This window comes from Nonlabens marinus S1-08, from assembly GCF_000831385.1.
Classification (GTDB): Bacteria; Bacteroidota; Bacteroidia; order Flavobacteriales; family Flavobacteriaceae; genus Nonlabens; species Nonlabens marinus.
In genome coordinates this window covers 63,879-78,821 of sequence record NZ_AP014548.1, presented here as the reverse complement: position 1 = coordinate 78,821, position 14,943 = coordinate 63,879, and the positions used below count along the sequence as shown (strand labels likewise).

The 14,943-nt window shown below is 37.0% G+C and carries 13 protein-coding genes; 11 read left to right on the top strand and 2 right to left on the bottom strand.

The window, feature by feature from the left end:
- Nucleotides 1-67: 67 nt before the first annotated feature.
- Nucleotides 68-847: a patatin-like phospholipase family protein gene (locus NMS_RS00370; RefSeq protein ID WP_052476610.1), complete on the bottom strand. Its 780-nt coding sequence runs from the start codon at nt 845-847 to the stop codon at nt 68-70.
- 353 nt (nt 848-1,200) lie between these two features.
- On the opposite strand from NMS_RS00370, the gene NMS_RS00365 reads away from it, so the two are divergent.
- Nucleotides 1,201-1,869: an FAD-binding oxidoreductase gene (locus tag NMS_RS00365; RefSeq protein ID WP_041497326.1), complete on the top strand. Its 669-nt coding sequence runs from the start codon at nt 1,201-1,203 to the stop codon at nt 1,867-1,869.
- A gap of 628 nt (nt 1,870-2,497) precedes the next feature.
- On the opposite strand, the gene NMS_RS14075 is transcribed toward NMS_RS00365, so the two are convergent.
- Entirely contained in the window at nt 2,498-2,596 is a 99-nt protein-coding gene (locus NMS_RS14075; RefSeq protein WP_084217579.1) for a GIY-YIG nuclease family protein, read from the bottom strand.
- 478 nt (nt 2,597-3,074) lie between these two features.
- On the opposite strand from NMS_RS14075, the gene NMS_RS00360 reads away from it, so the two are divergent.
- From NMS_RS00360 to NMS_RS00320, 10 genes are all read left to right on the top strand, one after another.
- On the top strand, nt 3,075-5,567 hold the full coding sequence (locus tag NMS_RS00360; RefSeq protein ID WP_041494842.1) for a M14 family metallopeptidase: 2,493 nt from the start codon (nt 3,075-3,077) through the stop codon (nt 5,565-5,567).
- Nucleotides 5,568-5,816: 249 nt separating this feature from the next.
- The gene (locus NMS_RS00355) at nt 5,817-7,367 is read left to right on the top strand and encodes a type I restriction-modification system subunit M (RefSeq protein ID WP_041494841.1); all 1,551 of its coding nucleotides are present in this window, start codon (nt 5,817-5,819) and stop codon (nt 7,365-7,367) included.
- Nucleotides 7,364-8,812, top strand: coding sequence for a restriction endonuclease subunit S (locus NMS_RS13330; protein WP_052476608.1), 1,449 nt, complete (start codon nt 7,364-7,366; stop codon nt 8,810-8,812). The genes NMS_RS00355 and NMS_RS13330 overlap by 4 nt, the downstream gene beginning before the upstream one ends.
- Nucleotides 8,812-10,533: a restriction system-associated AAA family ATPase gene (locus NMS_RS00345; protein WP_041494840.1), complete on the top strand. Its 1,722-nt coding sequence runs from the start codon at nt 8,812-8,814 to the stop codon at nt 10,531-10,533. Before NMS_RS13330 ends, NMS_RS00345 begins: the two co-directional genes overlap by 1 nt.
- Nucleotides 10,534-10,603: 70 nt before the next feature.
- On the top strand, nt 10,604-11,563 hold the full coding sequence (locus tag NMS_RS00340; protein ID WP_041494839.1) for a hypothetical protein: 960 nt from the start codon (nt 10,604-10,606) through the stop codon (nt 11,561-11,563).
- Between the two features lie 341 nt (nt 11,564-11,904).
- Nucleotides 11,905-12,000, top strand: a complete 96-nt coding sequence (locus NMS_RS14000) for a nitroreductase family protein (protein WP_231862345.1) — start codon at nt 11,905-11,907, stop codon at nt 11,998-12,000.
- A gap of 6 nt (nt 12,001-12,006) precedes the next feature.
- Complete coding sequence (locus tag NMS_RS00335) at nt 12,007-12,486, top strand: hypothetical protein (protein WP_041494838.1); 480 nt, start codon at nt 12,007-12,009, stop codon at nt 12,484-12,486.
- Between the two features lie 117 nt (nt 12,487-12,603).
- Nucleotides 12,604-12,999 (top strand): hypothetical protein, encoded by a 396-nt coding sequence (locus NMS_RS00330; protein ID WP_041494837.1) that lies wholly within the window; start codon nt 12,604-12,606, stop codon nt 12,997-12,999.
- A gap of 193 nt (nt 13,000-13,192) precedes the next feature.
- Nucleotides 13,193-13,513 (top strand): DUF3192 domain-containing protein, encoded by a 321-nt coding sequence (locus NMS_RS00325; protein ID WP_158448938.1) that lies wholly within the window; start codon nt 13,193-13,195, stop codon nt 13,511-13,513.
- 234 nt (nt 13,514-13,747) lie between these two features.
- Complete coding sequence (locus tag NMS_RS00320; protein WP_041494834.1) at nt 13,748-14,788, top strand: serine hydrolase domain-containing protein; 1,041 nt, start codon at nt 13,748-13,750, stop codon at nt 14,786-14,788.
- Nucleotides 14,789-14,943: the final 155 nt, after the last annotated feature.

The following is a 14,943-nucleotide window of genomic DNA, read 5'->3' as shown; positions in this document are numbered from 1 at the left end:
CCGTTGTTATGAACCTCTTAAGTTTTAAGAAATATTGTAGAAAACGCAAGTTGATATTAATAACTGTCTATGCGGGCTTTTGCAGCCCAGCGATAATCTCTGGCATTTGTTTCATGGCACAGTCATAGCCTATTTTAAACAATTCCTCTGATTTATTAACGTCAAACATGCCATAGGTAAAGGAATCCACGACTTCTAGCGCTACATCACATTGATTCAAACGGTGTTCTGTATTGCTCCATACATTGAGTTGGAACACGCGTTCGCTGATTTCTCTGATTCCTTTAATAGTCTCCAGTTCTTCATGTGGGCAAATGCTAACTCCCATAATTTTCATACCGCGATCTTGTAGGGGCTCAATCGGTAAATTGTTAAGCACGCCACCATCCACATAGGTTATTCCATCCATGCGTACGGGTTTGAAAATCACAGGTACCGCACAAGAAGCCACGATGCAAGTCGTGAGGTCTCCTGTTGTATGATATTCACTACAGCCTTTGTTGAGGTTAGTCAAACAGGCATGAAAAGGGATTTTCATCGCTTCAAAACTATTCTCAGGCAGGTGTTTGTGTAGCAATTTGCGCAGCATGGACAGCCGGTTCCATTCCGTTGTCCAAAGTTGAAATTTGAAGATGCGAACAAACTCCTCTTGCATGGATAGTTCCAGAATTTCTAGTGGTGAATAGCCGTGGCAATACAGCGCACCTATCATAGCACCAGCGCTACAACCAGATATTTCATCAGGGTAAATATCGTGTTCATTAAGGGCTTGCAGTACGCCTATATGTGCCGATGCTCGAGCACCGCCACCCGCAAGTGCGAGTCCTATTTTTGGGGTTGGAGTCATGCGGCAAATATAGCACTGTGATTGTTTCTAGTAGGAATGTAATGACCTAGTTCTGGTAGATGGTTTAGGAGTTCGCTTCAGTCACTTGTTGAGCACGGCATTAACTTCTTGTGTATTTTGCTTTCGCGAAAGCGAAACTAAAATCAGACACTCTGTTTGTGACAGATATATCTCTACCATGACTATAGATCATTTGAAATCGTGGTGTTTAAGTGAATTACCGCACTTTTTGAATAAAGAGGTGCGCCTTTATCATATGAGCTCAACCTGCATAAACTTTTACTAAAGTTGGTCAATGTGTCATGGCTTGCTTTTTACATAGGTTTCATATGCTTTATCTTGTAAAGAAAAAAATGGAACATTCTGTAAGAATCAAGTCGATTAGACAATTAACTCACGATGTAAAACAATTTCGTGTGGAAAAACCAGACGGTTATGAATTTACGCCAGGTCATGCGACCGAGGTTTCTATTGATAAGGAACAATGGAAAGATGAAAAGAGGCCCTTTACATTTACCAGCCTTACTAATGACGACGAGCTCGAGTTTGTGATCAAGATTTATACAGATCACGATGGAGTGACTGAGGAATTGGATCATGTTAAACCAGGAGACCACCTGATTATTAGAGACACGTGGGGTGCCATTGAATATAAGGGCGATGGTTATGTGATTGCTGGTGGTGCTGGTATCACTCCTTATATAGCCATGTTTAGAGATTTGCAAAAGAAAGATCAATTAGATGGAATGCATCTTTTATTCTCTAACAAAACAAACAAGGATATTATCTTAAAAGAAGAGTTAGATGCAATGCTGGGCGATCGTGTGACATACATTATAACGGATCAGGAAGATACCCAACATCTCAAGGGTCGTGTGGACAAGGAATTGATCAAAAATCAAGTAGACAATTTTGATAAAAACTTCTATGTGTGTGGACCACCACAAATGACCGAAGACATTAGCAAAATCCTCGAAGAATGCGGCGCCTCGCCAGATGCTGTAACTCTGGATGATCAGTAATATATTACTGAATTAGCTTAATACTTTATCGAGAATGGAATGTGCTTATAATTTCTAGCGACATTCCATTTTTTATTTGAGGACTTTGAGTCTTGTTTAGATGTTAATCAGATGGTGCTACAACCATATCTCGACTAGAGTTTACATTGAGCTCGTCGAAATGCTCGATACTGGTTCCAATGCTTTTCAGAAATCAATGGTTAGCCGGTTCGAGCGGCAGCGTTGCATTGAGCTTGTCGAAGTGTCGAGAACGAGCGATTTGAGTAACTCAATATCATTGTGCAAGAACTATATCTCTAGTGTCGCTCGATACTGGTTTATGAGGCTGTTAAGATAGATAAAAGCAAGCCGGTTCGAGCGGCAGTCGAGAACGAGCGGGTTACCTATCACGATCTTTTTTAGGAACATAGTTCGAAGAAACAAAAGCGCTACTGGAGTCATTCTGACATAAGGCTAATAATTTCAGCCTATCAAAATCACCATTAATCAGTGCCCATTTTTTATTTGCAGACCATTTCTTGATTCGCTTTTCGTAATGTAGTGCTTGGAATAAGTCTCCGATTGCTTATTGAAAAACCAGCTTTACAGGCCTGCGGTGATGGGTGTAAGCTGTTTCTCTATAACCTGTTTAATGTTCTAATAATCTGCGTTCCAGATTGCTTGTGATTCCGGTGTATAATTTTCCATCAGCGCATTCTAGTATGTAGATGTGGAAGGAGTTGAACATAAGATGAAGATAATGCAAAAACCATATCTCGACTGCCGCTCGATACTGGTTTACAGAGATCGTGCTACAACCATTTCTCGACTGCCGCTCGATACTGGTTTACTAGATTTATAGTAAAAAAAATGCAAGCCGGTTCGAGCGGCAGTCGAGAACGAGCGGCATGAGTAAGGGAATGTCATTGTGCTACAACCATATCTCGACTAGAGTTTACATTGAGCTTGTCGAAATGCTCGATACTGGTTCCAATGCTTTTTCAGAAATCAATGGTAAGCCGGTTCGAGCGGCAGCGTTGCACTGAGCTTGTCGAAGTGTCGAGAACGAGCGATTCGTTTGTTAATAAGCTATTCGTGTTTAAGCTTTCGCGAAAGCGAGATACTCAAACGCATCCAATAAATAAATAACTCGTGGATAACCCATTGCTATTTTCCAAAAAGGTATTGCGGTTTATTAAGTAGCTTAGCACTTCAAAATTTTATTCATGCGCAAATCACTATTCTTAAGTCTGTTATTTCTCGCCAGCATCGCCGTGCAGGCACAACTACAATCCCCAGCCGATTTCCTAGGCTATGAAATAGGAACCGAATTCTCCCGCCATGCCGATGTCGTGCGGTATTTTGAACACGTCGCGGCAAATAGCGATATGGTGACATATCAGGAATACGGGAAGACCAATGAGCGCCGACCACTGACGTATGCGATCGTGACAAGCCCGGCCAACCAAAACAATATTGAACAGATTAGAAAAAATAATTTGGCTCAAACAGGAATTATAGAAGGTGATGCAACGTCTGATAAAGCTATCGTATGGTTGTCCTACAACGTGCACGGTAACGAGGCCAGCAGTACAGAGGCCTCTATGGTGACGCTCTATGAACTTATCACTACTAAAAAAGTATGGCTGGATAATACCGTGATCATTATCGATCCTTGTGTGAATCCAGACGGTCGCGATCGCTATGCGAACTGGTACAACCAGGTAAAGCGGGAACCTTATGACCCATTGCAAATCGCAGTAGAACACAACGAACCATGGCCTGGCGGTCGTCCTAATCATTACCTTTTTGACTTGAACCGCGATTGGGCTTGGGCAACGCAGGTAGAATCTCAGCAACGCTTAAAAGTGTACAATCAGTGGATGCCACAAATACACGTGGATTTCCATGAGCAAGGCATTAATGAGCCGTACTATTTCGCTCCGGCAGCAGAACCTTTTCACGAAGTCATCACTGATTTCCAACGTGATTTCCAGACCGAAATAGGGAAGAACCACGCCAAATATTTTGATAACGAAGGCTGGTTGTATTTTACTAAAGAACGCTTTGATTTATTGTACCCTAGTTATGGCGATACCTATCCTACCTACATGGGCGCGATAGGAATGACCTATGAGCAAGCTGGTCACGGTCGTGCGGGATTGGGCATCAATAACGATGAAGGTTTTGAGTTGACGCTGGTAGATCGTGTGGCGCACCATAAAACGACTGGACTTTCTACCATTGAAGTCGCTTCTAACAATGTGGCAAAATTGAATACAGAATTTGAGAAATACTTTGACAATAGCGACCTGCAAACCAAAAGCTTTGTATTGAAAGGCAGCACGGACCAACTCATGGCACTCGCCAAATTACTGGACCGCCATGAAATCAAATACGGTTTTACAGGAAAAGGAAAAACCAGCGGCCTAGGCTACAATAACGACAAGAAAACCACGCTGGAATACGATACCGCCATGGTGGTTTCTACCAACCAGCCCAAAGGGAAAATGGTACAAGTGCTTTTTGAGCCAAACGCAAAATTGAGCACGCCATTGACCTATGACATTACTGCCTGGAACTTACCAAAGGCTTACGGCCTAGAAGCCGTTGCCAGTACCACCAATGTTGCAGCAACAAGCGCCACACTCGATATCAAAACCGAAGACAATACCAACAACACAGCGACCGGTTACATTGCTAAATGGAACAGCATGCAAGACGCCAGATTCCTTGCCAAATTATTAAAAGCTGGCATCAAGGTTCGCTTTACTGAAAAGCCATTTGTCAACAACGGTACCACCTACGACCGCGGCAGTTTGATCATTACTAAAAGTGATAATAAGCGCATCGACAACTTTGGCTTGATTGTAAATTCAGTGGCTAATGAATTCAAACGAGGATTAGAACCTGCGGTAAGTTCTTTCGCAACCTCAGGACCAGATTTTGGTTCTCCAGACGTGAAGTTGATCAGTGCGCCACGAGTGGCGTTGTTGCGCGGTGAGCGCACGTCTTCCTTAAGTTATGGAGCGACTTGGTATTTCTTTGAGCAAGACTTGGGTTATCCAGTAACATCTATCGATACCGGCGATCTAGGCCGTGCCGATTTAAGCCAATTCGATGTGCTGGTCATGCCAGACGGTTATTACGGCAGTTTGCTCAATGACAGCACGCTGGACAAAGTCAAAACCTTTGTACGCAGCGGTGGTAAAGTAGTCGCCTTGTCTGGAGCGGTGAGTGCGTTTGCGGGTAAAGAAGGCTTTGGAGTGACCAATAATGAGAAAGACAAAGATTCCATGGCAGGTGAGGACGAGAAAAAAGACCTGTTGATCCCTTACGCATCCCGTGAAGAATCTGGAACGACAGATTTGATCACCGGTAGTATTTTCAAGATCACGATGGACAAGACGCACCCTATGGCCTTTGGCTATGGTGATGTCTATTACAGTTTAAAATTGGGCAGCGATTCCTACAGCTATCTAGACGGCGGTTACAACGTGGGCTGGATCACAGACGACGTGGTCAACGTCTCTGGTTTTGCAGGCGACACGGCCAAAACCAAATTAAAAAACTCCATGGTATTTGGCGAGCAGCGTCTAGGCGCTGGTAGCCTGATCTATATGGTGGACGACCCACTGTTTCGCGCCTTCTGGGAGAACGGGAAATTGCTATTTGTCAACTCGGTATTCCTAGTGAATAACAACAGGCCAGAGTTGTAGGAGTGTTCTTAGTTCGCTTTCGCGAAAAAGTGGAAGCGAGGATTTTAGCGCTAAACGCTATTGAACAGTTGATATAAAGTGCATAATATGAATTCTTATGTACCAAACAGACAACAACCAACACTAAAAACACTAATACGAATTGCTATAATTCTAGATATAGATGTTCAAGGTTTAATAGTCTCAGCTAAAAGCAAATTAGTTACAGGACAAGAAAAATCAGGGATACAATAAAACATATACACACTAATGTTATCAAACGAATTAAAATCAAAAATCAATAAGCTTTGGGATAAGTTCTGGAGCAGAGGTATCACTAACCCTATTACAGCTATTGAACAGATCTCTTACCTGCTATTTATGCGAAGAATTGATGATGCAGATACACTCGAAAAAGCTAAAGCAACCTTTGATGAAAAAGAATACGATTCTATTTTTAAAGGTCAGGAAGATTGTCGTTGGTCTCATTTCTCGCAACTCGAACCTGATGCGATGTTAGATGTGGTTGCAAATAAAGCATTTGATTTTATTAAAAGTTTAAATGACCCTTCTCAACCTTATTCTAGGTACATGGAGAACGCTACATTTATCATCAAAAATTCAGCTTTGTTGAATGAAGCCGTTCTATCCATTGATGAACTTTTCCAAGATATAAAACAACAACAGGACGAAGGACAACAATTTCAGGACACACAAGGCGACTTGTACGAATACCTTATAGATGAAATGGGCTCTGGCGGTAAGAATGGACAGTTCCGTACACCAAGACACTTAATCCAATTGATGTGTGAAATTATTGATCCAGACTTAACAGATAAAATTTGCGACCCAGCTTGTGGAACAGGCGGTTTTTTAGTAGGAGCCTATCAATATATACTAACTAAATATACAAGTCCTAAAGAAATTATTAAAGATGAAAACGGCTTAAAAAGATTCAAAAGATTTGGAGGAGATAAAATACGTAAGCAAGAAAAATGGCAATATCTCTGGGAAAAAGCTTTTTTTGGTTTTGATGTTGACCAAACAATGGTTCGAATTGGTTTGATGAACTTAATGTTACACGGTATCAAGATTCCTCAAATTGAAAATACCGATTCGCTTTCCAAAAAATATGACAAAAAATATAAGGATGGAGAATATTCTGTGATTTTGGCAAACCCACCATTTACAGGTAGAGTTGATAAAGGTGGAATCAGTGATGAGCTCAAAATTACGGGAACCAATAGTGAACTACTCTTTCTAATACGTATTTCTAAAATGCTATGCATTGGAGGAAAAGCTGCTGTAATTATTCCTGAAGGTGTATTGTTTGGAGGAAGTAAAGCTCATACACAAACTAAGGAAATACTGTTAAAAGACAACAAGCTAGAAGCTGTAATTTCTCTACCAAGCGGAGCGTTTAAACCTTATACAGGTGTAAAAACATCTATATTAATATTTACCAAGGCGGAAGAAGAAAGCCCAAATTGGCATACCGAAAAAGTATGGTTTTATGAATTAAAAAATGATGGGTATAGTCTGGATGATAACAGAAAAAAACTAGCCGAAAATCCTTTACCCATAGCCAGAGATGCCTATAAAAACAGAGCAACCCAAACACCTATTGAAAGAACCAATCACTTTTATGTTCCGATATCTGAAATACAGGAAAATGGACTTGACCTGAGTTATAATCGTTACAAAAAATTTGAGTACGAAGAACAAACTTATGAGTCACCTCAAAAGATTTTAGAAACCCTTTATAATTTGGAAGATGAAATCCTAAAGGATATGGAAGATCTTAAAAACCTTATTGAATGACGGAAATCATAACTAAAAGTATTGGTTCTTTAGCAAAAAGAATAAAAACAGGTTCAACACCAAAAACTACTGAAATTTTAAACTTTGAAGATGCTAATTACAGTTGGTTCACGCCTAGTGATTTTTCTACTTCCAAACTTACTTTAAAAAATTCTTCTAGAATGATTTCTGAGTACGCTGTAAGTAATTCAGCAACACTATTCGAGCCATTAACTATTTTAATTACCTGTATTGGTGACATAGGGAATTCAGGTATAATCGAAAAAGAATCTTCTGCAAATCAACAAATAACAGGCGTTTTAGTAAATGAAAGTATAATAAATCCTTATTTGTTTAATTATTTAATTCGTCACAACAAAAAGGTACTCCAAAATAAATCAAACCAAGCGGTTGTTCCTATTTTAAACAATAAAAATCTAAAGGAAATAAAGTTAAGCTTTCCGAAAGACCTCGAAATCCAAAAAAAAATAGTAACGATTCTAGATAAGGCAAAGTCCATTTTGAATAAGAGGGAAGAAACCATTGCTAAATATGATGAATTATTAAGAGCAACATTTTTAGAAATGTTTGGCAGTCCAATGGAAAGACCAAATCAATGGAAAATAAATCCAATTAATGATTGTATTGAAAAAATAACTGCAGGATCAAGCTATGGAGGAGAAAACAAAAAAGAGCTTGAAAATAATGAATTTGGAGTATTAAAAATTAGCGCAGTAACAAAAGGAATTTTCAATCCAGATGAATATAAAGCAGTAAAAAGAGATAATATAAAAAAGGAATTGGTACATCCAAAAAAAGGAGATTTACTTTTTAGTCGAGCTAATACTTTAGAATTAGTCGGTGCAACTTCTATAGTTGATGAAGACTATGATAAACTCTTCTTGCCTGATAAAATTTGGAAAATAGATACAAATGAAACTTTAATAAAAAAGGTTTATCTGCATTACGTTTTGCAAAACAAGGATGTTAGAAAATCCTTTCTTTCTATAGCAACAGGGTCTAGTGGCTCTATGCTAAATATTTCAATGGCTAAATTTAGAAATATCCGCATTCCTTTCCCCAATATTGAATTACAGGAACAATTTGAAGAAAAATACAGTAAATACATTGAAATAAGAAGAAAGCTTAATCTTTCTAAGGAGTATTTTGAAACTTTACAAAAGGCATTGTCTCAACTTGCTTTTAAAGGAGATTTAGAATTTGGAAAAGCTATTGATTTAGAAGTATTGTTAGAAAACGATTATGATTTTTTTAAGGTAAACAGTAATACAAAATCCATTCGATTACTTCTGGAACGATTAGATAAAAGTGAATTAAACAAAAACAAATTTTATGAGCAGGAAATATATGACAAGGCAAAAGTATTTTTATTTGAATTATTAAAAGAAGGAAAAGTAAAACAAGTATTTGATAAAAAAACGAATCGAGTAAAGCTAACCGTCTGATGAAATTATTAAAACTTAAAATAGAGAATAAAGAGGGATTCAGAAGCTTACAACAAGGGTTTGAGATCAATTTCCATTCATTAGCAGATACGGAAGCAATGGAACAGTTTCGCCCGTTTTGCTTTGCTGGTTTAAACGGAAGTGGAAAATCTAATGTATTGGAGGCATTGGCAAATATTTTTTATCATTTGGAGGTTTGTGTAGCAAAGTATTTACCTGAGAGTATTAAAGATTTAAGTAATTTTAAAAGAACAGAATGTTCGCCAGATGCATTTACCTTAGAATATTTAATTGGGCAACACAATAGGAAATTATATACATTATTTTATTTTGACAAAGTAATTATAACAAAAAAGGAAGGAAAAGAACCTCAAATGTTCATTCAACCATTTCCTTTTGATAAATCTGTAGAAATTAGAGAAATTTCTCTTACTCCACCAAAAGTAAGAGATAATGCAGCAGATGGAAAAGAATACTTACCAGCTCATATTATTGGTTATTCATCTGGTGAAAACGAGATTTTAAGTTTGCCATTTATTAAAAGTCGTTTAATGCATTTAGACGAATACAAACAAGCAACTAGAGATAATTACGATCGTTTTGATGAGCCTGAAAACAGTTTGATTTATATAGATAACAATATGAGTCAGGCGGTTTTATTAGCGTGTTTGCTTTTTGAAAATAAAAAAACACTTGCACCATTAAGACATATTGATAACACTGGTATTTTGGGATTGACAAGTTTTAGAATAAATATTCACCTACACGATTTTGAGTTTCAGGATGAAATAACAAAAAGCACTATAAAAACTCCTATTCTTAAATTACTAGAACAAAATCAATTAGAAGCCTTAAAAAAGTGTGCTACCTCTTGGTTTTCAAATAGGAAAACTAAAACTCTATGGTTAGATTTTCACGTAAATGATGCTACCAAATTAGCTTTCAAAGAACATTTTCATTCCTCTTTAGAATGCTTCCAGTTTTTCAGATTGTTATACGAACTAAACAATCATTTTGTTGATGAAGAAACTAAAATTGATGTGTATCGCTCTAAAGGTATTTACACTGATGGCAAATTACCAGTCGGTAGTCCTCGTCAAGATATGTTTCATTTTTTAGATTTTTATATTAACAAAGAGCTTAAAACAGGTAAAGTAAAAGATTTACTTTTAAGAAGTTTTTCAGATGGAGAACATCAGTTTCTCCATACGATGGGAATTTGTTTATTACTAAAAGATAGACGTTCCATTTTGTTATTAGACGAACCAGAAACGCATTTTAACCCAAGCTGGAGAGCAAAATTTGTAAAAACACTTAATGATAGCATTTCATCAGGAAATCCAAAAGGCCTGCCACACGGAGACTTTAATGTTCACTTATTGAAAGATGTATTACTTACTTCGCATTCACCATTTATTATTTCTGATTGTTTACCTGATAATGTAGTACTTTTTGAAAAAGACGAAGATGGCCATACTTCAGCAAAGAAAGCTAGTGAATTAGGAATTGACACCTATGGAACATCCGTAAATCTTTTAACTAATAGGATTTTTAAAAACAAAGAGACAATTGGTTCTTACGCTATGTCAAAAATGATGGAATTTAAAAAGCGCTTCAATAGTGGAGAGAAAACAGAAAATTTAATAGAGGAATTAAACAATGAATTTGGTGATTCAATTGAAAAACTAATGCTAATTAAGGAAGTTACAGACAAGAATTAAGTTAATGCTAAAACCATATAATTATTCATATTCCAAAATCCAGAAGGTACAATCCTTTGTGAATCACGTAATGCTTGATGTGATTTTTAATGCTAAGAATATCGCAGATGCTACCTTTAGTTCAACATTGGTTTTGCCGAAATACAAAAACCTTATTGATAGTATCAATAATGATTATGTTTTAACCCCATTAGCTGAAGCTTACATAATTTGCAAAACACTTAATCGTAAACAAATCAAGCTATTAAAGACAGCAGTTCACAACAACAATAAAATTAGAGAATTATGTAATGGTGATATTGAGCCTGTAAAATATGATCAAATAGAGGTAATAAATATCAACCTCAAAAGAGCAATAAAAACTTTTTGTGATTGTCTCTATAACCATTGTATAAATCTCGCACCATTTTATACCGTGTATGAAGATATAAACGTTTATTACAAAAGAGTAGTCAAAAAATCTTCCGTTTGTAAATGTTGTGGTATCCATAAAGTACTAACCCAATTTCATACCCACAGAAGCGCGTTAGATCACTATTTGCCGAGAAAACACTATCCATTCAATTCTCTGAATTTTAAGAATCTTATACCAATTTGTGACATTTGTAATGGTAAGTATAAGTTGAGTGAAGACACTCTCTATATTACAAATAACAAAGGTAAAAAGAGTGAAAGCAAAACAAGAACAATTGCGTTTTACCCATATAGCAGAACAACTCATGATATCGAAATTGAAATAAGATTTAACAAAGCATTTGATTCAACAATAGAACCTGAAGACATTGAAATCGACATTACAAGTACTGGTAATACTGACCAAATAACTTCTTGGGACAGAATATTTGGAATCAAAGAAAACTATAAAGCAGAGTGTTGCACTGACGAAATGAGGATGCATTATGAAGAACAGTATATTGCAATGATGAATCGAGGCATAAGTCACGAGGACTATATTGGTGATTTAGGCCGAAACAAATATGGAGATGTTAATTTTTTAAAAATTCCATTTCTAGAGGCAATTAATAATTAAAAAAAAAATAGAAACTTACATTCAGTGAATGCAAGTTCAAGCACTTTTGAAATTTGATAGTGCCTCGCAAATTTAAAAGAGCTTTCGCGCCAACTCTAAAAAGATTACTAAAAGAAAGCAATGCACCTGAGAAGCTATAGAATATTATTAGAATTGTATAAAACTAAATGATCAGGACATAGTTTTGATGTTACCGACCTTCAAATTTAACAACTCCGTAAAAACAACATTAATATACCTATGACCTTTTTAGAATCCGTGCAGACGCGTTACACGACCAAAAAGTACGATGCCTCTAAAAAAAAATTGGGTCTAGCAAAATTCAAGAATTACAAGAGATTTTGAGACTAAGTCCATCGTCCATCAATAGTCAGCCTTGGAAATTCACGTTTGTTTCAGATCGAGAAACTATAGAAAAGCTCTCCAAACATTCTTAGATCACTATGATTAACACGAATGATTTAAACGAATACTCAAATAAAGTATATGCGTATTTGATTAAAAAGCACAGCAATCTTGTTGAGAATATTTCAATACATCCTTCTGATTTTGGCAAAAATCACCTTCGTTTAGAGATAAAATCTATAAATGAAAACAGCACTCACAATTTATTTTTGAGTTCAGAAGACAATGAGTTCACCATTGGCTTTGATATTTATCACGATCATTTTGATAGTTTTAGCAGTCAAGATTTTGATAGTGAGATCAAAGTTGCAATGGACTATTTCAACAAAATATTAAGTGACGTATTGCTTGTGATTTGCGCCGGTGGAAGCGCAAGTACTTTATTAACGAACGAAGGAATAAAGGTTTTAGAAAGCGGACAAATACTGGACAGCTTTAATTATGATTGCATCACTTATTATGTGGTCTCTTGGAGTGGACATCATGATAGAACCTTCGAAAACCCCAAATTGAAATAGATGCCATACTTATGGCAATATCAACAGACCACAGAAATCCAGAGATTCCAACTAATCTAATAAAAAACCAAAGTCAAGGAAAGAGATAGATCTGTGATTAAGAGTATTTGAAACATTATGACAGAACCCAAAATAAGAGATTATTTCCTAGGGCTAATTCCCGCAAAAGAATTAGTGAAAGTAGATAAAGCTAAGAGCGCAAAAATAATAGCATACTGGAAGGAGGTTGAAATGATTCAGGAAGGTGAATTTATAATCAAACCTAAAAATTTGCTAACTGTTTGTGATGACGTTTTAAATGGTAGTTTGAAGCTTCAACATTTGATGACAATTTCCCTAGTAGCGATTGGTTCTGATTATTTTGATTGGGACATGGAAGATAAAGAAGGACAAAAAGTCTGTGAAGTATTAGACGAGTGGTGTAATCCAACTATTAATTATCCTCTCACATTGCCCAATGTCGTACAATGGAAAAACTATCTAATAACTGGAGAGCGAGAAATGAACTTATAATCATTTGAATCGCTAATAAGCACCTTTTGATTTAACTCAAAGCAATTCAGTTTTGTCGATTCAAATAATCTTTAAGGCAAGGTAATTGATAAACGAAAGGCAATGCCTGATACGGATGATACTTTGGCCTGCGTGGGTAAGTGAGAAAAATTAAATTTTCGAGAATATGAATAACACAATAAAAATTATGTACATGAAAAAAATCAAATTTTGTATTCTTTCCGCTTTTGTGCTATTGTTTCTAAATTCTTTTGTGTCTTGTCAGGTAGTACATATGACAAGTGAAAAAATGAATAGACTTGAATTAGGTATGTCCAAAGAACAGGTGACCGAGATATTGGGGAATGAGTATACTATTGCAGAAAAGCGAATTCAAGACAGCAATGAAATAGAAGTTTTATCTTATCGGGACTCTTATAACAATGACGAATTTTATTTATTTCTTTTCAAGAATCAAAAGTTAGAAAAGTGGTATCGAGAATTGCTTCCCAAAGACAAGATTGAACTCGACTAACTTTATACGCAAGGTTGTTTTTTATTAATCCAAGTAGACAAGTAATTAAATAGCTCGAAATTCGAAGTGATTGATCTGGAAGGTGTGGATCTAGGAAGTTATGATCTTGTCCTCAATCAAAGAGACTACGTCAAAATTAATGGCAGTAGCAACGGATCACAAAGACCCAGGGGATTCCAACCAACCTAGCAAAAGATTCCGACTTTTTAGAAAATCCCTAGTTTTGTAAACTACATGACTAAAAAATCAGTAAAAAATATCTTTAGAGTGCTGTTGTTTCTAGGCACTGCAATTTCCTTGTACTTTGTTCCTTGGATTCTAGTAAAGTCCTGGATCATGCCGTTGCCAGACACTGTACAAGAGCAAGTAGATGCGATGATGGATTATGATATCGATGGAGTCGTGGTCTATGTAGATCAAGCCGGTCAACCGCCACAATTCTATGCTGCTGGCGTTAAGGATCGGGCGAATAAAATCCCTGCAGATCCGCATGCGTATTTCAAGATTGCTAGCATCAGCAAGCTTTATGTAGCGGTTGCTATTACTAAATTGGTACACCAAAACAAGCTATCGCTCGACCAAAACCTAGCGCATTACTTTCCAGAACTCAAGGACAAGATCCAGTATGCAGATCGTATCACTGTGCGAAATATGGTGATGCACCGCAGTGGCATTCCTAATTTTACAGAGCATCCAGGATTCTGGGAACAGCCACAAGATAAAACCACAGATGTGTTAGATTACGTGCTGGATCTACCGGCCAATTTTGAACCAGATACCGACAATGAGTATTCCAACACCAACTACTTATTGTTGGGAAGACTCATAGAGAGGACCGCAGGTTATTCCCAGCATCAATTTATCAAAGAACAGATTTTAGATCCACTAGGGTTAAAAAATACCTTTAGCAGTTTGAATGATATAGACCAGGACCAGTTGATGAGTGGTTATTATGTAGGATTTGAAGAAGACATTAAGACAAACGATTATGGCTCTATGATCGCCACTGCAGAGGATGTGGGCATTTTTCTAAGAGCCTTGAGTGTGGGAACGCTTTTGACTCCTGAGGAGCAAAAAACCTATACTGAGATTTATGAATACGAACATGGCGGCTTGCTACCAGGTTATCAAAGCCTTGCGGAATACCATGAGGACATCGATACGGTAGTCATTCAAGTCATGAATACCACAGACTTTACAGGCTACAACTGGAATCTGTCCCAGATTTTCATCAATAGAATTGTGAAAATAATCGAACGGGAATCTGACTCGTAGCTCACGCCTGTTGTTACTTTCGCTTTCGACCCGTGTCGAGCACGTCATAAACTTCTTGTTCATTTCGCTTTCGCGAAAGCGAACATAAAAGCGATAAAAAAGTTCAAAAAAATAGAGGCAATTTATAAATCCAGTAAGTACATACAATTACCTAT

Coding starts and splice junctions, on each gene's coding strand:
- NMS_RS00360 (WP_041494842.1), top strand. CDS start 3,075: ATGCGCAAATCACTATTCTTAAGTCTGTTATTTCTCGCCAGCATCGCC.
- NMS_RS00345 (WP_041494840.1), top strand. CDS start 8,812: ATGAAATTATTAAAACTTAAAATAGAGAATAAAGAGGGATTCAGAAGC.
- NMS_RS00355 (WP_041494841.1), top strand. CDS start 5,817: ATGTTATCAAACGAATTAAAATCAAAAATCAATAAGCTTTGGGATAAG.
- NMS_RS13330 (WP_052476608.1), top strand. CDS start 7,364: ATGACGGAAATCATAACTAAAAGTATTGGTTCTTTAGCAAAAAGAATA.
- NMS_RS00370 (WP_052476610.1), bottom strand. CDS start 847: ATGACTCCAACCCCAAAAATAGGACTCGCACTTGCGGGTGGCGGTGCT.
- NMS_RS00320 (WP_041494834.1), top strand. CDS start 13,748: ATGACTAAAAAATCAGTAAAAAATATCTTTAGAGTGCTGTTGTTTCTA.
- NMS_RS00340 (WP_041494839.1), top strand. CDS start 10,604: ATGCTTGATGTGATTTTTAATGCTAAGAATATCGCAGATGCTACCTTT.
- NMS_RS14075 (WP_084217579.1), bottom strand. CDS start 2,596: ATGTTCAACTCCTTCCACATCTACATACTAGAATGCGCTGATGGAAAA.
- NMS_RS00330 (WP_041494837.1), top strand. CDS start 12,604: ATGACAGAACCCAAAATAAGAGATTATTTCCTAGGGCTAATTCCCGCA.
- NMS_RS00365 (WP_041497326.1), top strand. CDS start 1,201: ATGGAACATTCTGTAAGAATCAAGTCGATTAGACAATTAACTCACGAT.
- NMS_RS00335 (WP_041494838.1), top strand. CDS start 12,007: ATGATTAACACGAATGATTTAAACGAATACTCAAATAAAGTATATGCG.
- NMS_RS00325 (WP_158448938.1), top strand. CDS start 13,193: ATGAAAAAAATCAAATTTTGTATTCTTTCCGCTTTTGTGCTATTGTTT.